Raw genomic sequence first — 16,721 nt, 5'->3', positions numbered from 1 at the left:
GGTGGGGGTCATGAGCACGCGGTGGAGGATGATGCGTCGTGGGGTTGGCGGAATGATCGCCGGCCTTCTGCTGCTGGCGGGCACGCCCGCGATGGCGGACTCTCCGGCCGAGTTGATCTCCAGTTTCCGCCTCAAGCACGGTGAGGCCCGTGTCGTCCGCGATGCTACCCTGGATCGCATCGCCATGGACCAGGCCCGGGCGATGGCCGCCAAGGACGACCTCAGCCACGATGCGCTGGGGCCCTTCAATCGCCGTGTCGCACCGGCCGGGGCGGGCCGCGCAGCCGAGAACATCGCCTACGGCTACGACAATTTCGAGAAGACCCTCGGACAGTGGATCGACTCGTCCGGGCACCGCAAGAACCTGTTGCTGCACAACGCCTCCCGCGTCGGCATTGCCAGCGCCAAGAACGCCAGCGGCAAGCGTACCTACTGGGCCATGGTGATTGCCGGCGACTACGAGCCGAAGGGCAAAGGCAAGAAAAAGGACAAGGAGCCGGTCGTTGCCGTGAAACGCGAAGTCGTTCCGGCCAGCAAGCCAAAGTCCGGCAACTGCCACGTCAAGCTGCTCGGCCTCTGCATCTGACGCGGGCTCGCCCATCTTGCTCGCGCTCGGCAACGCGCCTAATTCATGCGCGAGATCGCCAGAAGCGGAGGGCGTGAATGATCGACCTCGACCGAATACGTGCCGACACGCCAGCGACTGACCGGCTCGCCTATCTCCACAACGCCGGCGCGGCGCTCATGCCAGCCTCCGTTGCCGCGGCGATGAAGCAGCATATCGATCTGGAAAGCGAGATCGGCGGTTATGCCGCGGCCGACCGCGAGTCCGATCGGCTCGAGGCGGTCTACGGCTCGGTTGCGCGCCTGTTGAATGCCGCGCCGGACGAGATCGCGCTCGTGGAGAACGCGACCGTTGCCTGGCAGATGGCATTCTATTCGCTTCCGTTTCGCAAGGGCGACCGGATCCTGACTGCCGAAGCAGAATATGCGGCCAATTATGTCGCCTTCCTTCAGGTCGCCAAGCGAACCGGCGCGGTCATCGACGTGGTGCCGAGCGATGCCAGCGGTGAGCTCGACCTCGACGCGCTCGAACGGATGATCGACGGGCGGGCGAAATTGATCGCGATCACCTGGGTGCCGACCAATGGCGGGCTGGTCAATCCGGCAGCGGCAATCGGCAGGATCGCGCGGGCGCATGGCATTCCCTATTTGCTCGACGCCTGCCAGGCGGTCGGCCAGATGGCGGTCGACGTCGAGGCCATCGGCTGCGACATGCTGTCGGCCACGGGGCGCAAATTCCTGCGGGGCCCACGCGGCACCGGCTTTCTCTACGTTCGCCGCGAGAGGCTGCAACAGCTCGAGCCGCCGATGATCGACCACTTCGCGGCGCCTTGGGTCGCGCGCGATGAATACCGGCTCCGCGACGATGCGCGCCGCTTCGAGACCTGGGAAAACAACTACGCGGCCCGGCTTGGGCTGGGCGCGGCTGTCGATTACGCTCTCGAGATCGGAATCGCTCCGATCGAACAACGCTGCCGCCTGCTTGCCGGCCGCCTCCGCAGCGGCCTTGCCGCCCTTCCCGGCGTCACCATTCGCGACCTCGGGCGTGCGCCGGGCGCCATCGTCAGCTTCACGATGAACGGGCACGAGGCGGCCGCGATTGTCGCAAGTGCCGCGGCAGCCGGTATCACGATCGGCGCTTCGGATCCGTCGAGCACGCGTATCGATGCCGAGCTTCGCTCATTGCCGCATGTCGTGCGGGCGTCTCCGCATTATTACAACAGGGAAGCCGAGGTCGATCGGCTGATCGCGCATCTGACGGATCTGGCGTCGGGGTAGCAACAGGAGCCGGCGCGACGAGGTCGACTGTGAAGCCGGCGCGCCATCTGGACCTCAGGCTCTTGTGGTCAGCGCCGAGAGTTGATCGGTATCGAAGCGAGCGCGTAACGCGCTGATGGCTTTCGCATCCGGCGCTCCACTTGCCGTCAACTTGGCCAGTTCCTCGAAGTAATGCTCGTGTCCCGGCGGAGATACGGTCATGAGCACGCGCGCGGGCTTCTCGCTCGTGTTGGTGATGTTGTGAGGAACGCCGGGCGGAATGAAGAGGAACGTCCCTGGGGTTGCCCGGACAACCTCGTCCCCGACGTGCCATTCACACGTGCCGTCGAGCATGTAGAAAGTCTCTTCCTGAACACGATGAACGTGCCGGCCGGTGGCAAATCCTGCCGGAACTGTCCAGTCGAATATGCTGGTGTGCCTGGTGTCCTCTCCGGTCACCAGGAAGGCCATTGGTTGGCCACGCAGCATGACCCCTTCGGTCTCGCCGGGCCTGCGGATCACGTGTTTCGCGGTCATGTCCTCCTCCATGGCTTGTTGCAGCGTTCCTCACAGCTCGCGCGATAATGGTCCGATCTAGCCCCGAAAGTGGTGAAGCCGTTCGGAAAACGTTGCAAAAAACCTGCGAAATGTGCCCTTCTTTGGCATGGCCGCGATCCTTGCATTTGGTCCCTTTCGGCTCGATGGCGAGGCGGGGATCCTGTTTCACGGTGTCGAGCCGACCGGACTCGGCAAGCGCGCCGTGCTGCTCCTGGCCCTCCTCGTCCGGCACGCCGGAGCGCCGGTTTCGAAAGATGCCTTGATCGAGGCGGCCTGGCCCGCCCAGGCCGTTGAGGACAGCAATCTGACCGTCCAGATTGCTGCGGTGCGGCGCACGCTGGCGGACCTGTCCGGCGAGGGGCATTGGATCGAAACGCTGCCGCGCCGCGGCTATCGCTATGTCGGCCCCACCGCGACGACGTCCGATCCGGATCGCGCACAGGCAACACCGCAAGGGCCGACGCTGACATTGCCCGACAGGCCGTCGATCGCGGTGTTGCCTTTCACGAACCTGAGCGGTGATGCGGGCCAGGACTATTTTGCCGACGGGATGGTCGATGACATCATCACCGGACTTTCGCGCATCAACTGGCTGTTCGTGATCGCGCGGAATTCCACATTCGCCTACAAGGGCCGCGCGGTGGACGTGAAGCAGGTCGGCCGCGAGCTTGGTGTGCGCTACGTGCTGGAAGGCAGTGTCCGCAGGACAGGCACGCTCGTCCGCATCACTGGCCAGTTGATCGATGCATCGACTGGAATGCACGTATGGGCCCAGCGATTTGACCGCCGGTCCGAAGACGTCTTCGCCCTCCAGGATGACATCGCATTGTCGACCGTCGGTGCCATCGCGCCCAGCCTGCGGCGCGCCGAGATCAACAGGGTCAAGCGCAAGCGGCCGGAGAACCTGGACGCCTATGATCTCGTGCTGCGCGCCCAACCGGACGTCGATTCCGGCATGCCAGCCCAGGTCGCCCAGGCGCTCGTGTTGCTCGAACGGGCGATCGCGCTCGAACCTGCGTACGCGCTCGCACACGGCAATGCAGCGATGTGCCATCATTGCTTGTTCCTCCGGGCCGGTCTGCAGGACGCCAATCGCGAGGCCTCGATCCGCCACGCGCGCTCGGCCATTGCCCACGGCCAGGATGATGCGCTCGCTCTCACGCTCGCGGGTTTCTCGATCGGTATGGACGGGCACGATCGTTCCGCAGCATTCACTGCGTTCGAGGCTGCGCTCGCCATCAGCCCATCATCGGCGCTGACCTACATCCTCGGCAGTGTCGTGCTCGGCTGGAGCGGAGATTCCGACCGCGCCATCGAATGGAGCGAGCAAGGCCTGCGGCTCAGCCCGTTCGATTCCTGGGCTTTCGCCGCATTCGACGCCCAGGCGCTCGGGCACTTCCATCGCGGGCGATATGAGGAGGCGTGCCGCGCCGCGTACCGCTCGGTTCAGGCCAATCCTCGCCACAGCATCACGCATGTGCAATTGGCCGCAGCACTGGCAAAACTTGGACGATTGCAGGAGGCGAAAGCTGCGGCCGCGCGGGTGCTGGAGCTTCACCCGACGTTCCGCTACGGCCGCCAATTCCAGGGGGTCAACTGCGCGCCGGCGCTCGCCTCCTCGCTTGGCGATGCCCTCCGCGTTGCAGGCCTCCCCGAGTAGTGCTCGGCGTGGCCTGTCGCTCACGTGCAGCGCGCGCTCAGGCCGGATGCATTGAGCCTCGCCATCACCTCGTCGAGATGGGCGGCATCGCGGGTCTCGATGACGAGCTGCAGCAGCGTGGCCTTGGCCGGCAAGTCCGAGAAGGTCCGCTGGTGCGAGACCTCGATGATGTTGGCGCCGGCCTCGGCGAGCAGCGCCGCCACGGCCGCCAATTGCCCGGGTCTGTCAGGAATATCGAGCGAGAGCTGGGTCAGCCGCCCTTCGCGCGCGAGCTCGCGCGTCAGGACGGAAGCGATCAGCCGCGTGTCGATATTGCCGCCGCTCAGGACGAGGCCGACCTTCTGGCCGGCAAAGCGAGTCCGATCGGACATCAGCGCGGCGAGGCCGGCGGCGCCGGCGCCCTCGACCACCGTCTTCTCGATCGAGATCAGGGTCGCCACCGCCCGCTCGAGCTCGGCCTCGTTGACGAGCGCGATGTCGTCGACGAGGCGGCGGACGATTTCGGTGGTGATCTTGCCGGGTGACTTCACGGCGATGCCTTCGGCCAGCGTATCACCGCGCGCCGGCAGATTGCCGTCATGAATGGCGTTGTACATCGAGGGATAGAGCCAGGCCTCGACGCCCAGGATTCGCAGCGACGGCTTGATCGATTTCGCGGCAATGGCGATGCCGCTGATCAGGCCGCCGCCGCCGATCGGAACAACCAGCGTATCGAGCTCCGGCACGGCTCTCATCATCTCCAGCCCGACGGTGCCCTGCCCCGCGATCACGAGCGGATCGTCGTAGGGGTGGACGAAGATCATGCCCCTGGCTTCGCCGTGGCTGCGCGCGAACGCGGCCGCCTCCTCTAGCGTCGCGCCGGTGACGACCACTTCCGCGCCGTGGTGCCGTGTGTTCTCGATCTTCACCATCGGCGTGCCGACCGGCATCACGATGGTAGCGGGAATGCCGAGCCTCTTGGCGTGATAGGCAACGCCCTGTGCGTGGTTTCCGGCGGACATGGCGATCACGCCACGCGCACGCTCCTCCGGCGTCAGCGCCGTGAGGCGGTTGAGCGCGCCACGCTCCTTGAAGGAGGAGGTGAACTGGAGGTTCTCGAACTTGAGCCAGATCTCGCAGCCGCAGATGCTGCTCAGCGTGCGGCTGTAGCTGCAGGGCGTCTCGACGACAGCGCCCTTGATCGTCTCGGCGGCAGCACGAATGTCGCTGGGTGCGACGGGAAAGTCGCTCAGGTCGGGCGATGTGGTTTGGGACAACTCAGCCATGGGACAGCATAGAGCATCCGGCGGTTCGAGGCGACAAGCCAGCCGCTATTTGGTAAATTCGCGGGAACGTGAAGCTCGCCACAGCGTCCACAGCGTGCGCAGCCGCGACGTCGGCTGCGGCAGGAATGGATTGCGGCCGGCTTGCGACAGGCGCTTGAGATCGACGCTGACCTGGCTCAGCGGCAGAAACGCCGGACGCACCGCCGCCGGCACGTCCACCAGCAGCGACAAGGCCGTGGTCAAATGCTGCTGCGCCTCGGCTGCGAGCTGCTCCAGCACGGCCCGCAGGCTCGGCGTCTCCTTGCCGGCGAACACGTCCTCCATCTGGCAGCCATGGCTCGCCAGCACCTGCTGCGGCAGAAACAGCTGCCGGTGCGAGGCATCGCGCGGCAGGTTCGTGATGACCTGCACGATGCCCTGCGCCAGCCCGGCATGACGGGCGAGATGTTCGACCGCTTCCGACGGCGGCGCCAGGACCTGCGCGGCCAAACCGAACAATGCCGATGAGGTCGCGGCCAGATAGCCCTCCAGCGCCGCCATGGTCGGCATCGGGTCGTTGTAGAGGTCGAACTGGTGCTCGTCGATGAGTTGCGAGAACGGTTCGACCGGCAGGTCGGAATCGCGAATCGCGCGCAATAGCTCGGCCGCGACCGGATTACCCTCGGCACTACCGTGGACGAGACCCGAGAACAGGTCGGTCCACCACTGAAAGCGGATCTCGCCGGGCAAGGGCTGGCTGACCTGGTCGCGGACACGAACGATCTCGACGTTGAAGGCGTAGAGCGCCAGCAGCGCGCGGCGCTCGGCGGCCGGCACGAACAGCGTCGCGGCATAACGCGGAAAGTCGTGGCTCCGCACGAGATCGGCGCAGAAAGCAGCGGAATCAGGCGGCGGCGCGGGACTGTTCATGGAACGGCGATCAGCGCAGCCGCGACGCGGCGTCGCTCGCCGATCATAATGTTGTAGGTGCGCACGGCGGGGCCGGTCTGCATCGTGTCCAGCACCACCCTCACTGCCTTGAGCGCCTGGCGCAACTCCGGCGGCGGCAGCCAGAGCCCGGTTCCGGTGCCGATCAGGAGCGTGTCGATGCCGTTGGCCGCCGCGAACACCCGATCCAGCGAATAGCGGTCGATCTTGGCCGGATCGGTCACGTCCCACGCCCAGATCGCCTCGGGCAGGCACAGCAGCGATCCCCGGTGCGACATGCCGGCAAAGGCAAAGCCGCCCTTGCCATAGGCCTCGATCGGCGCCGAGCGCGGGAAATGGGGTGCGTTGGGATCGCCGGCCATGAGCGGGCTCCGAATGAGCTTACTGCCCCCGCCAACTCGCGCGAGGGCACGCGGTTCGGATCATGCCTTGTTTTTCTTCGCCGGCGTAGCCGTATCGGGCGCATCCTCGCGATGCTCGCCGACGCCCAGATAGATCAGGATCGGCGCCGCGATGAAGATCGACGTATAGGTGCCGACCAGCACCACGCCGAACATCATTACAGCGGTGAAGCTGTGGATGGCATGACCGCCGAACAGCAGCAGGGCGAGCAGCGCCAGCGTCACCGTGAAGTGGGTGATGATCGAGCGCGACAGCGTCGAGTTGATGGACTCGTTGAGCAGCTGCGGCATCGGCATCTTCTTGTAGCGACGCAGCATTTCACGGATACGGTCGTAGATGACGACGGTGTCGTTGAGCGAATAGCCGAGAATGGTCAGAAGCGCGGCGATGCTGGTGAGGTCGAAATCGACCTGGCTGATCGACATGAAACCGATCGTCAGCACGATGTCGTGCACGTTCGCGATCATGGCGCCAAGCGCGAACTGCCATTCGAACCGGAACCAGAGATAAATCAGGATCGAGACGATCGCGAGCATCAGGCCCAGCATGCCATAGGCGAGCAGTTCGCCGGCGACGCGCGGGCCGAGCACCTCGGTGCGCTGAATGTCGACGCTGTCGCCGAGCGCGCCACGAAGCTTCTGCAGAGCGGCCTGCTGTGCGGCATCGCCGCCCGGCTGTTCCGCAACACGGATCAGGACGTTCTCGGGCCCGCCGAACTGCTGCAGCTGGACTTCGCCGAGACCCAGCGCGTCGAGCGAGGTACGCATCGCCGCGATATCGGCAGTGCCGGACCTGGCCTTCACCTCGAGCAGCGTGCCGCCCTTGAAGTCGATGCCGAGGTTCAGCCCGTGGGTGAAGAACAGCGTGATGGCGACGATCGAGAGCGCCGCCGAGATCGGGAAGCTGATGCGGCGGAATCGCGTGAAGTCGAAATGCGTGTTGTCCGGGACGATCCGCAGGGACGGCAGCACGCCGAGCGCTGCGACCACGGTAAGGACGGCAATCAGGATGCCAAGCCCGATGAGAACGGTCTGAGTCACGGTCTTAGCTCCTAGATCGGCACGCTCTGCGGCCGCTTCCACCGTACCCACCCGGCGACGATCAGCCGCGTCATGGTGAAGGCGGTGAACACCGTGGTGATGATGCCGATGCCGAGCGTCACGGCGAAGCCGCGCACCGGGCCGGTGCCGATATAGAACAGCACCGCAGCGGCAATGAAGGTGGTGATGTTGGAATCGAGGATGGTCGCCAGCGCCCGCTTGAAGCCGGCGTCGATCGCGGAAATCGCATTGCGGCCGCCACGCAGCTCCTCACGGATGCGCTCGTAGATCAGCACGTTGGAGTCCACCGCGATGCCGACGGTGAGCACGATGCCGGCAATGCCGGGCAGCGTCAGCGTGGCGTTGAGCAGCGACAACAGGCCGAAGATCATGGCGACGTTGATGACCACCGCGATGTTGGCGAACACGCCGAACAGCCGGTAGGTCAGCAGCATGAAGACGACGACGAGGATCGAGCCGACATAGGCCGCCAGCTCGCCCTTCTCGATCGAATCCTGGCCGAGGCCCGGACCGACGGTGCGTTCCTCGACCACCGTGAGCGGTGCCGGCAATGCGCCGGCACGCAGCAGGATCGCGAGATCGTTGGCCGATTGCACGGTGAAGCTGCCGGAGATCTGGCCTTGGCCGCCGGTGATGGGCTCGCGGATGACGGGCGCCGAGATCACCTTGTTGTCGAGCACGATGGCGAACGGCAGCCCCACGTTCTCCTGCGTGGCCTGCGAGAATTTCCGCGCGCCCGAGGTGTTGAACTTGAAGCTGACGACCGGCTCACCGGTGCGCTGGTCGAAGCTCGCCTGTGCATCGGTCAAATCGCCGCCGGCGACCAGCACCTGCTTCTTGACCACATAGGGCGTCGGCGGCGGCGAGGCGCTCATCAGCAGCTCGGATTCCGGCGGCACCCTTCCCGCTTGCGCCTGATCCGGCGGCACGGAGGTGTCGACCATGCGGAATTCCATCTTCGCGGTCCTGCCCAGCAGCTCCTTCAGGCGGGTCGGGTCCTGAAGGCCGGGGACCTGCACCAGGATGCGGTCATTGCCCTGGCGCTGGATCACGGGCTCGACGGTGCCGAGCTCGTTGACGCGGCGTTCGACGATCTGAATCGACTGCTCGATGGTCTTGCGCAGGCGATCGAGCATCGCGGCCTGCGGGACGCTCAGACGGATCACCCCGCCGCCGGCATCGGTGACCTCGAGGTCGCGCTGGCCGCCGGATCCCATCAGGCCGCCCAGCGGCTGAGACAATTCGCGCAGCTTGGCGAGCGCGGCCTGAACGTCGGATTCCTTGGTGATGCGCACTTCGGCCGCGTCGTTGCGCACGACCACACCGCCGGTGAAGCCGATCTTGGCATCGCGCAGGATGCGGCGAACATCGTCACGGACCTGGTCGAGCCGCTCCTTCTTCACGTAGTTGGAATCGACCTCGAGCAGCAGATAGGAGCCGCCCTGGAGGTCGAGCCCGAGCACGAGCCGGCGCTGCGCCCAGGCGGGCCAGGTCTTGACCTGGGCCTCCGGGAAGAAGTTCGGGACCGCGCAGAGGCACACGATCAGCGCCGTCAGGATGATCCCGAGCGCCTTCCACCGCGTGAAATACAACATCGACTGGACCTGTCAGATCAGGAGACTTGAAATGCTCGCGGACGCGCTCACTTCGACGCGGCGTCGTCCTTGGCAGCTTCCTTGCTATCCTTGGATTCCTTGGCCGGCTCGCCCTTGGCGCGCACGCCGGAGATCATCTGGCGCATCTGCCGCACCCGCACGCCGTCGGAAATCTCGAACTCGATCTGGTCGTCGTCGACGACCTTGGTGACCTTGCCGACGAGGCCGCCCGAGGTCACGACGGTGTCGCCGCGGCGGATGTTCTTCACGAGTTCGGCGTGGTCCCGGACCTTCTTCTGCTGCGGGCGCAGAATCAGGAAGTACATGATCACGAAGATCAGGGCGAACGGCAGCAGCGACATCAACATGCTGTTGGTGTCACCGGCGCCCGCGGCCTGGGCATACGCAGGGGTAATCAGCATTCGGACGATCCTCGTGAGAACGGGGGAAAGCCGGTCAGGCCCTCAAAGGCGACCGGTTCGGTCAAATTCGCGCGGACTATAGCGGCCATTGCCCCAATTGCAACGCTGCCAGACCGCTCATTTAGCCACCTTGCGGCGGCTCCTCAGGCCCGATAAGGCTGCGTTCTCAGGAACTTCGGACATGCCCAAAAACCTCAGCAAAAGCCCGGCCGGCAAAGGCCCCCGCACCCCTGCCCGAATGCCCGCCCGCGTCGCGGCAAAACGCCCCAAGGGGATTTCCAAGGGGGCCGCCAAGGCGCCCCGCGAGGCCGTCGCGGACTTCTCCCAGGAGCGCATCGTCCGTGCGCTGGAGACCATTGCGGCGCACCTCGCAGCCCAGGGCAAGCCGATCGTTGCCGCTGAGTCGTTCGAGCGAGCGGACGCCTATGTCTGGCACCCCGACGGCCGCCTTGCGGCGGTGCCGCGAGTCAGCCGCGTCGAGCTGTTCCTGCTGAAGGGCGTCGACCGGATGCGCGACATCCTGATGGAGAACACCGAGCGTTTCGCCAATGGCCTGCCCGCCAACAACGCCCTGCTCTGGGGCGCACGCGGCATGGGCAAGTCGTCGCTGGTGAAAGCCGCGCATGCCAGCATCAATGCGGAGCGCAAACCGGCCGAGAAGCTGAAGCTGATCGAGATCCATCGCGAGGATATCGAAACACTGCCGATGCTGATGGAGAAGCTCCGCGACGCCAGCTTCCGCTTCATCGTGTTCATCGATGACCTCTCCTTCGACGGCAATGACGCGTCGTATAAGTCACTCAAGGCGGTGCTCGAAGGCGGCATCGAGGGCCGGCCCGAAAACGTGATCCTCTACGCCACCTCGAACCGCCGTCATTTGCTGGCGCGCGACATGATCGAGAATGAACGCTCGACCGCCATCAATCCCGGCGAAGCCGTGGAGGAAAAAGTGTCGCTGTCGGATCGCTTCGGCCTCTGGCTCGGCTTCCATCGCTGCAGCCAGGACGAATACCTCGCCATGGTACGCGGCTATTGCAGCCATTTCGGTATCAAGATCGACGACGAGGCGCTGGAGCGCGAGGCACTGGAATGGTCCACGACGCGCGGCTCACGCTCGGGCCGCGTCGCGTGGCAGTTCGTGCAGGAGCTGGCCGGACGGCTCGGCGTGAAGCTGACGGCGAAGTAGCGCACAGTATCGCGCCGCCGCCAACCGTCATCGCCCGCGAAGGCGGGCGATCCAGTATTCCAGAGACTCTTGTGATCGACCGAGAGGCCGCGGCGTACCGGGTCGCCCGGTCAAGCCGGGCGACGACACCGTTGTTGTGGCGACTGAGACCCGCGCCTCACGCCCCGTTCAGGAATTGAAGCGGGTCAACCGGGCTCGATCCCTTGCGGATCTCGAAGTGGAGTTGCGGCGACGCCACCTCCCCGGATTGACCCGACTTGGCAATGACCTGGCCGCGCTTGATGGTATCGCCGCGCTTCACCAGCAGCTCACTCGCATGGGCATATGCGGTGACGTAGCCATTGGAGTGCCGAACCAGGACCAGATTGCCGTAACCTTTCAGCTCGTTGCCGGAATAGGCAACGACGCCGTCCTCGGCCGCCTTGACCGGCGTGCCTTCGGGCACCGCGAGATTGATGCCGTCATTGGACTTGCCGTTGGTCTTGGCGCCGTAGCTCGTGACCACCTTGCCGCGCACCGGCCAGCGGAAGGTCGGCAGCGCGCTGGTGGTCTCCGCAGCCTTGGCCGGAGCTTCGGCGGGCTTCTCCTCGATATTGGTCGTGGCCTGCGCCAGGCGCGCGCTCTGCACGGGCGCAGCGGCCGCCATCTTCGTTGCGGGCGCCGGAGCGGCGGCAACGGGCTGCAGGGTCCCGGCAACGGGAGCGGCCCCGACGGGCGCCGCAGCGACCGGAGCTCCGGCGGCGGCGGTTTTGGCACCCGGCATCGTCAGCTTGGTGCCGAGCTTGAGCTTGGCCGACGGATCGAGGCCGTTGGCGCGGGCGAGCTCCGCCGCCGAAATATGGTTCTTGCGGGCAATGCTGGCGAGCGTGTCGCCATGATTGACGTAGTGGGTGCTCGGCGGCGCCGCCACGGCCGCAACCGGCTTCGCAGCGGGAGCTGCCGCGACCGCAGTCGGCGCCGGCGCGGGTGCGGCGGCCGTGGCCGGATGCGGAATGATCAGCTGCTGGCCGGGCGAGAGTGAGCGCGGCCCCTTGTAGCCGTTGGCGGCAAGGATCGCCTGCGGCGTGACGTGATAGCGCTTGGCGAGCACATCGAGCGTGTCGCTGGTGCCGACGATGATCTTGGTCCCGCCGGCCGGCTGAGCGGCGGCAACGGAGCGCGGCGGCACGGTGGCCGTGGTCTCCAGATGCGGCTGCGCCGGGGGTGCGTAGGAGCCGACGCCGCGTCCGCCACCGGACACCCCGCCCCCCGAAGCGACGGGATAGGATTGCGGTGCGGACACCGCCGGCGGCGGCAGCGGCTGCGACTGATAATAACCGGGCTGCGTCTGCGGCCGCGCATATTGCGGCAGCTCACGCTGCGGCGGCGGTGCCTGCTGCACCGAACCGGTCGCTTCGGACGAAAAGGGATTGGAGAAGTTCGACTGGGACAGCCGCGACGACATGTCGGCGCTGCACCCTGCGAAGCTGAAGGAGATCAGCGCCAGCACCGCGACCTGCGGCACGCGGCGCGAGTAAAGCAACTCGGCGACAGCGGACATGGTTACTCACTCGTACGCAACTGAACTGGTGTTTTAAGTAAACACGCGCCGAGTAAATAACGGCTTAACCCTCCCAATAAGATGTTGGCGGCGCAGCCAATCCGGGAATCTACAGCTCCCGCGCCACTCCGGGCAGTGCCGGCACGAAGCGGACCTCGACGAGTTCCTTGCGTTCGATCCCGGCTTCGCTACGGGTCAGGCGGATCAGCGTCTGCACACCCTGGTGCGGGCCGACCGGTGCGATCAGGATGCCGCCAATCTCAAGCCGGTCGACCAAATTGTCCGGAATCTGCTCCATCGCGGCGGTGACGATGATGCGGTCGAACGGGCCGATATTGGGCGGGAGGTTGAGACCGTCGCCCAGCATCACCTCGACATTGTGACAACCGAGCTTTTCGAGCCTGGCGCGTGCCGTGTCCGCAAGCTTGCGATAGCGCTCGACCGTCAGGACCTGGCCAGCGAGCCGCGACAGCACGGCCGCCTGATAGCCGGATCCGGTCCCGATCTCGAGCACGCGGTGCTGCTTCTGGAGATGAAGCTGCTCGGTCATGTAGGCCACGACGAAGGGCTGGCTGATGGTCTGCCCGCAGGCAATCGGCAGCGCACTGTCGCGGTAAGCGCCCTCGCGATCGGCCTCGTCGACGAAAAGCTCGCGCGGCACCTCCTCCATGGTTCGCAGCACGGCCTGGTCGCTGATGCCTCGACGCCTCAGCGTGAGCTGAAACATCATCTTTTCCGGCGGGTGCTGATGGGAGCTCATTGCCTGCTTTTGCTGCCTTGCCCGGGCCCGCTGCGCGTCAGGGCCGGGCGCGAGAATCTGTTCCTGCTCAGGAACTCATGATAGTCTTCGAGCGGAGCATTTGACCACAAATTGGCTTGCCGCGGGCGAGCGGCGATGACCATTTTCACACATCCGTTCGTCGAAACGCGCATTGCGTCGATTCGTGTTATCTGCGAACGTTTTTGGCGATGGGCAAGGACTCAACCATGACCGCGACAGGGCTTTCCGGCCGCTCTGTATTCCTCGTCGAGGACGAGGTGATGATCAGGATGATGGTCGCGGACATGCTCGAAGAGCTCGGCTACAAGGTCGCGGCCGAGGCGGGCGACATCACCGAGGCCATGCGGCTCGCCCAGGCGACCGAATTCGACATCGCCATTCTCGACGTCAACGTCAACGGCAAGGTCATCTCCCCGGTTGCCGACGTGATCAAGGCGAAAGGCTGCCCGTTCATCTTCGCCACCGGCTACGGCTCCTCCGGCCTGCCCGAGCAGTACCGCGACCGGCCGGCGCTCCAGAAGCCGTTTCAGCTCGAAGCGCTCGGCAAGACCATCGAAGCCGCGCTCCGCGGCGGCTAGGAGATTTCCGTATCCCGGATTTCCTGCGCCCCATCCGGGCAACAGGCCCATCGCGGGCCGCTATTTCAGCATTGCGCTCAGCTCTTCCGAAAAGGCTTCGTTGGTGCGGTCGAGCCTGAGCGGCGTCACCGACACATAGCGCTCGCGAAGCGCCGCCAGATCAGTGCCATCGGCCGGCGTGTCCATCATCGCAGCGCGCTCGAAGCCGATCCAGAAATAGGGATTGCCCCGGCCGTCCTTGCGCTCGTCGATCCTGAGGAAACCAAGATTGCGCTTGCCCTGACGGGTGACGCGGATGCCCAGCACATCTTCCGGCGCGCAGGACGGGAAGTTGACGTTGATGACGGTGTCCTTCGGGATGCCCGCAGCAATCACCTTGCGCAGGATGTCTGGCCCAAATTTGCGCGCGGTGTCCCACGGCGGGCGCTCGCCGGTCTCGACGCTGAACTCCTGCGACAGCGCAAACGACGGCAATCCAAGGATGGTGCCCTCCAACGCGCCGGCGATGGTGCCGGAATAGACCACGTCCTCGGCGACGTTGCGGCCCTTGTTGACCCCGGACAGCACGACGTCGGGCAGCTTAGGCCCCAGGATATGGCGCGCGCCCATGATGACGCAGTCGGTCGGCGTGCCGCGCACGGCAAAGTGCCGTGGCCCGACTTCGCGCAAGCGCAAGGGATCGTTCAGCGACAGCGAATGCGACACGCCGGATTGGTCGAGCTCTGGTGCAACCACCCAGACGTCGTCGGACAAGGCACGCGCGATCTCCTCCACGACCTTGAGGCCGGGGGCGTGGATGCCGTCGTCGTTGGTGCAGAGAATGCGCATGCGAAGGGTCGATTCCAGAAGAGCAGGGTCTAAGCCGTCTTATCCGGCTCTGGCCGATCAGGCAAACCGGTCGCTCCGGGCTGGGGCGGCGGGTTCCCGGCGTAATCCTGCTACCTTCGGATGCGCCATTGCGGCAGGAAGCGCGCCAGCCGCCCCTCCGCACGCAGCTTCATCGCCGGCACGGCCGGACTGATGATCGGAGCCTCGACGACGCCGAGCGCCTCCAGTTGCGCGACGAGCGGATTTAACTCCGGCGGCTGCGGAAAGCGTTCGCGTGCCACCGTCAACGCCTTGTCGAAGTCGGACGCATTGACACCGGGCTTGGCCCGCCGGCTCTGCACGAGATCGTCGTCCCAGAGCCGCGCGATCTCGATGTCGAGCACGCCGCGTAGGCGCTGATCCACGGCCTGGATGCCGGCACCCGTCACCGCCCATTGTCGGCCGACCCAGAAGATGTCGCGGTGCAAGGCCATGACCGAGGGTTCGCGTTGAGGTGGCGGCAGGATAGCCGGCCGCCCGATCTGCGCAACGCGATTCTCGTGATGCCGCGTTTTCTTGACGCGAAACCGGTACCCACTTCGCTCGAAAACGCTTTAGTCGCGCCCGATCACCTTCGCGCCGCCCATATAAGGCTGCAGCACATCGGGGACCGCGATCGAGCCGTCCTCCTGCTGATAAGTCTCCATCACGGCGATCAGTGCGCGGCCGACTGCGGTGCCGGAGCCGTTCAGCGTGTGCACGAAGCGCGGCTTGCCGTCGGGGCCGCGCGAGCGCGCATCCATGCGCCGGGCCTGAAAATCACCGCAGACCGAGCAGCTGGAGATCTCGCGGAACATGCCGCCCTCGCCCTGCCCGGGCATCCAGACTTCGATGTCATAGGTTTTTTGCGACGAGAAGCCCATGTCCCCTGCGCAGAGCGTCATCACGCGGTAATGCAGACCGAGACGCTGCAGCACCTGCTCGGCGCAGGACAGCATCCGCTCCAGCTCGTCCTTGCTGGTTTCGGGCGTCGTGATCGAGACCAGCTCGACCTTGGTGAACTGGTGCTGGCGGATCATGCCACGGGTGTCGCGCCCCGCAGCACCCGCCTCGGCGCGGAAGCAGGGCGTCAGCGCGGTCAGGCGCATCGGCAGCTGCCTCTCGTCGAGGATGGATTCGCGCACGAGGTTGGTAAGCGAGACTTCCGCGGTCGGAATGAGACCGAGACGCTCGGTCCTCAATCGCTCCTGGTCGGGCGCAGCGAGAAGCTCGCCCTTGATCGCCCAGAACTGATCATCCTCGAATTTCGGCAATTGTCCGGTGCCGAACATCACCTCGTTGCGCACCAGCAGCGGCGGATTGATCTCGGTGTAGCCGTGCTCGGTCGTATGCAGGTCGAGCATGAATTGGCCGATTGCGCGTTCGAGTCGCGCCAAGCCCTTTTTCAGGACCACGAAGCGCGCACCGGAGAGTTTTGCCGCCGCCTCGAAATCCATGTAGCCGAGCGCGGTGCCAAGATCGTCATGCAGTTTCGGCGCAAAGCTGTAATTGCGCTTGTTGCCGAACACATGGAGCTGCACGTTGCCGTGCTCGTCGACACCATCGGGCACCTCGTCGAACGGAATGTTCGGGATTGCCGACAGCTCCCTGGCGAGCTCCTCGTCGGCAGCCTTGGCGGCAGCTTCGAGCTCCGGCATCGTGGTCTTGAGCTCGGCGACCTCGGCCATCAGCTTGGCCGCGCGCGCCTCGTCCTTGGCCTTCTTGGCGTCACCGATCTCCTTGGAGGCCGCGTTGCGCCGCGCCTGCGCCTGCTCGGAGGCCAGGATCGCCGCGCGCCGCTTCTCGTCGATCGCGAGCAGGGAGGCCGACATCGGCTTCAGGCCGCGCCGCGCGAGGCCGGCATCGAAGGCTTGCGGATTGTCGCGGATCGATTTGATGTCGTGCATGGCGGTGGTCCTGGATCGGCGCGTAAACAATCAACGTCGAATGTCGTCAGTTTGCATTGGCGCGCGTCCTAGCACAGCTGCCATCATCCGCGAAGGCGGATGATCCAGTATTCCAGAGACGGCGGTGATTCCTCGAGGGGCCGCGGCGTACTGGATTCCCCCGCATCGGCGG

Annotated in this window: 17 protein-coding genes; 5 read left to right on the top strand and 12 right to left on the bottom strand. The window is 65.5% G+C overall.

Annotated features, from left to right (window positions below; genetic code table 11):
- Window positions 1-31 precede the first annotated feature (31 nt).
- Both P6U31_RS18140 and P6U31_RS18135 read left to right on the top strand, forming a co-directional pair.
- Window positions 32-586 carry a CAP domain-containing protein gene (locus tag P6U31_RS18140; RefSeq protein WP_407189875.1) on the top strand — a complete coding sequence of 185 codons (555 nt, stop codon included), beginning with the start codon at window positions 32-34 and terminating at the stop codon, window positions 584-586.
- 77 nt (window positions 587-663) lie between these two features.
- Window positions 664-1,842, top strand: a complete 1,179-nt coding sequence (locus tag P6U31_RS18135) for an aminotransferase class V-fold PLP-dependent enzyme (protein WP_407189737.1) — start codon at window positions 664-666, stop codon at window positions 1,840-1,842.
- 54 nt (window positions 1,843-1,896) lie between these two features.
- Here P6U31_RS18135 and P6U31_RS18130 read toward each other — a convergent pair whose 3' ends face one another.
- Window positions 1,897-2,358, bottom strand: a complete 462-nt coding sequence (locus P6U31_RS18130) for a cupin domain-containing protein (RefSeq protein WP_407189736.1) — start codon at window positions 2,356-2,358, stop codon at window positions 1,897-1,899.
- A 127-nt stretch (window positions 2,359-2,485) separates the two neighbouring features.
- Here P6U31_RS18130 and P6U31_RS18125 point away from each other — a divergent pair, with 127 nt between their 5' ends.
- Window positions 2,486-4,039, top strand: a complete 1,554-nt coding sequence (locus P6U31_RS18125; protein WP_407189735.1) for a winged helix-turn-helix domain-containing tetratricopeptide repeat protein — start codon at window positions 2,486-2,488, stop codon at window positions 4,037-4,039.
- 20 nt (window positions 4,040-4,059) lie between these two features.
- Here the strand turns inward: P6U31_RS18125 and P6U31_RS18120 are convergent, their stop codons facing one another.
- From P6U31_RS18120 to yajC, 6 genes are read right to left on the bottom strand one after another with little or no spacing between them, the layout of a single operon-like run.
- Window positions 4,060-5,304, bottom strand: a complete 1,245-nt coding sequence (locus P6U31_RS18120) for a threonine ammonia-lyase (RefSeq protein ID WP_407189733.1) — start codon at window positions 5,302-5,304, stop codon at window positions 4,060-4,062.
- Between the two features lie 45 nt (window positions 5,305-5,349).
- Window positions 5,350-6,213, bottom strand: coding sequence for a phytoene/squalene synthase family protein (locus P6U31_RS18115; protein ID WP_407189731.1), 864 nt, complete (start codon window positions 6,211-6,213; stop codon window positions 5,350-5,352).
- Window positions 6,210-6,593 (bottom strand): Mth938-like domain-containing protein, encoded by a 384-nt coding sequence (locus P6U31_RS18110; protein ID WP_407189729.1) that lies wholly within the window; start codon window positions 6,591-6,593, stop codon window positions 6,210-6,212. The genes P6U31_RS18115 and P6U31_RS18110 overlap by 4 nt, the downstream gene beginning before the upstream one ends.
- A gap of 60 nt (window positions 6,594-6,653) precedes the next feature.
- A complete protein-coding gene (gene secF / locus P6U31_RS18105; protein ID WP_407189727.1) occupies window positions 6,654-7,673 on the bottom strand; it encodes a protein translocase subunit SecF in 1,020 nt (339 codons plus the stop codon).
- An 11-nt stretch (window positions 7,674-7,684) separates the two neighbouring features.
- Window positions 7,685-9,289 (bottom strand): protein translocase subunit SecD, encoded by a 1,605-nt coding sequence (gene secD, locus P6U31_RS18100; protein ID WP_407189725.1) that lies wholly within the window; start codon window positions 9,287-9,289, stop codon window positions 7,685-7,687.
- A 47-nt stretch (window positions 9,290-9,336) separates the two neighbouring features.
- A complete protein-coding gene (gene yajC, locus P6U31_RS18095; protein WP_407189723.1) occupies window positions 9,337-9,711 on the bottom strand; it encodes a preprotein translocase subunit YajC in 375 nt (124 codons plus the stop codon).
- 181 nt (window positions 9,712-9,892) lie between these two features.
- On the opposite strand from yajC, the gene P6U31_RS18090 reads away from it, so the two are divergent.
- Window positions 9,893-10,897 carry an ATP-binding protein gene (locus tag P6U31_RS18090; protein WP_407189721.1) on the top strand — a complete coding sequence of 335 codons (1,005 nt, stop codon included), beginning with the start codon at window positions 9,893-9,895 and terminating at the stop codon, window positions 10,895-10,897.
- Window positions 10,898-11,054: 157 nt separating this feature from the next.
- Here P6U31_RS18090 and P6U31_RS18085 read toward each other — a convergent pair whose 3' ends face one another.
- Both P6U31_RS18085 and P6U31_RS18080 read right to left on the bottom strand, forming a co-directional pair.
- Window positions 11,055-12,437: a peptidoglycan DD-metalloendopeptidase family protein gene (locus P6U31_RS18085; protein WP_407189719.1), complete on the bottom strand. Its 1,383-nt coding sequence runs from the start codon at window positions 12,435-12,437 to the stop codon at window positions 11,055-11,057.
- A 109-nt stretch (window positions 12,438-12,546) separates the two neighbouring features.
- Window positions 12,547-13,197 carry a protein-L-isoaspartate(D-aspartate) O-methyltransferase gene (locus P6U31_RS18080; RefSeq protein WP_407189717.1) on the bottom strand — a complete coding sequence of 217 codons (651 nt, stop codon included), beginning with the start codon at window positions 13,195-13,197 and terminating at the stop codon, window positions 12,547-12,549.
- Window positions 13,198-13,424: 227 nt separating this feature from the next.
- On the opposite strand from P6U31_RS18080, the gene P6U31_RS18075 reads away from it, so the two are divergent.
- Window positions 13,425-13,796: a response regulator gene (locus P6U31_RS18075; protein WP_407189715.1), complete on the top strand. Its 372-nt coding sequence runs from the start codon at window positions 13,425-13,427 to the stop codon at window positions 13,794-13,796.
- Between the two features lie 60 nt (window positions 13,797-13,856).
- On the opposite strand, the gene surE is transcribed toward P6U31_RS18075, so the two are convergent.
- From surE to serS, 3 genes are all read right to left on the bottom strand, one after another.
- Entirely contained in the window at window positions 13,857-14,624 is a 768-nt protein-coding gene (gene surE / locus P6U31_RS18070; protein WP_407189713.1) for a 5'/3'-nucleotidase SurE, read from the bottom strand.
- 110 nt (window positions 14,625-14,734) lie between these two features.
- Window positions 14,735-15,097 (bottom strand): hypothetical protein, encoded by a 363-nt coding sequence (locus P6U31_RS18065; protein ID WP_407189712.1) that lies wholly within the window; start codon window positions 15,095-15,097, stop codon window positions 14,735-14,737.
- A 120-nt stretch (window positions 15,098-15,217) separates the two neighbouring features.
- On the bottom strand, window positions 15,218-16,549 hold the full coding sequence (gene serS, locus P6U31_RS18060) for a serine--tRNA ligase (RefSeq protein WP_407189710.1): 1,332 nt from the start codon (window positions 16,547-16,549) through the stop codon (window positions 15,218-15,220).
- Window positions 16,550-16,721: the final 172 nt, after the last annotated feature.

Source organism: Bradyrhizobium centrosematis, from assembly GCF_045571495.1.
Taxonomy (GTDB): domain Bacteria; phylum Pseudomonadota; class Alphaproteobacteria; order Rhizobiales; family Xanthobacteraceae; genus Bradyrhizobium; species Bradyrhizobium centrosematis.
The sequence above is the reverse complement of the archived record's forward strand: the minus strand, read 5'-3'. Positions and strand labels throughout refer to the sequence as shown.

What these genes read in the sequence shown, in the direction of transcription:
- yajC (WP_407189723.1), bottom strand. Translation starts at nt 9,711, where the DNA reads ATGCTGATTACCCCTGCGTATGCCCAGGCCGCGGGCGCCGGTGACACC.
- P6U31_RS18090 (WP_407189721.1), top strand. Translation starts at nt 9,893, where the DNA reads ATGCCCAAAAACCTCAGCAAAAGCCCGGCCGGCAAAGGCCCCCGCACC.
- P6U31_RS18120 (WP_407189733.1), bottom strand. Translation starts at nt 5,304, where the DNA reads ATGGCTGAGTTGTCCCAAACCACATCGCCCGACCTGAGCGACTTTCCC.
- P6U31_RS18075 (WP_407189715.1), top strand. Translation starts at nt 13,425, where the DNA reads ATGACCGCGACAGGGCTTTCCGGCCGCTCTGTATTCCTCGTCGAGGAC.
- P6U31_RS18065 (WP_407189712.1), bottom strand. Translation starts at nt 15,097, where the DNA reads ATGGCCTTGCACCGCGACATCTTCTGGGTCGGCCGACAATGGGCGGTG.
- surE (WP_407189713.1), bottom strand. Translation starts at nt 14,624, where the DNA reads ATGCGCATTCTCTGCACCAACGACGACGGCATCCACGCCCCCGGCCTC.
- serS (WP_407189710.1), bottom strand. Translation starts at nt 16,549, where the DNA reads ATGCACGACATCAAATCGATCCGCGACAATCCGCAAGCCTTCGATGCC.
- P6U31_RS18085 (WP_407189719.1), bottom strand. Translation starts at nt 12,437, where the DNA reads ATGTCCGCTGTCGCCGAGTTGCTTTACTCGCGCCGCGTGCCGCAGGTC.
- secD (WP_407189725.1), bottom strand. Translation starts at nt 9,289, where the DNA reads ATGTTGTATTTCACGCGGTGGAAGGCGCTCGGGATCATCCTGACGGCG.
- P6U31_RS18125 (WP_407189735.1), top strand. Translation starts at nt 2,486, where the DNA reads ATGGCCGCGATCCTTGCATTTGGTCCCTTTCGGCTCGATGGCGAGGCG.
- P6U31_RS18140 (WP_407189875.1), top strand. Translation starts at nt 32, where the DNA reads ATGCGTCGTGGGGTTGGCGGAATGATCGCCGGCCTTCTGCTGCTGGCG.
- P6U31_RS18135 (WP_407189737.1), top strand. Translation starts at nt 664, where the DNA reads ATGATCGACCTCGACCGAATACGTGCCGACACGCCAGCGACTGACCGG.
- P6U31_RS18130 (WP_407189736.1), bottom strand. Translation starts at nt 2,358, where the DNA reads ATGACCGCGAAACACGTGATCCGCAGGCCCGGCGAGACCGAAGGGGTC.
- P6U31_RS18080 (WP_407189717.1), bottom strand. Translation starts at nt 13,197, where the DNA reads ATGAGCTCCCATCAGCACCCGCCGGAAAAGATGATGTTTCAGCTCACG.
- P6U31_RS18115 (WP_407189731.1), bottom strand. Translation starts at nt 6,213, where the DNA reads ATGAACAGTCCCGCGCCGCCGCCTGATTCCGCTGCTTTCTGCGCCGAT.
- P6U31_RS18110 (WP_407189729.1), bottom strand. Translation starts at nt 6,593, where the DNA reads ATGGCCGGCGATCCCAACGCACCCCATTTCCCGCGCTCGGCGCCGATC.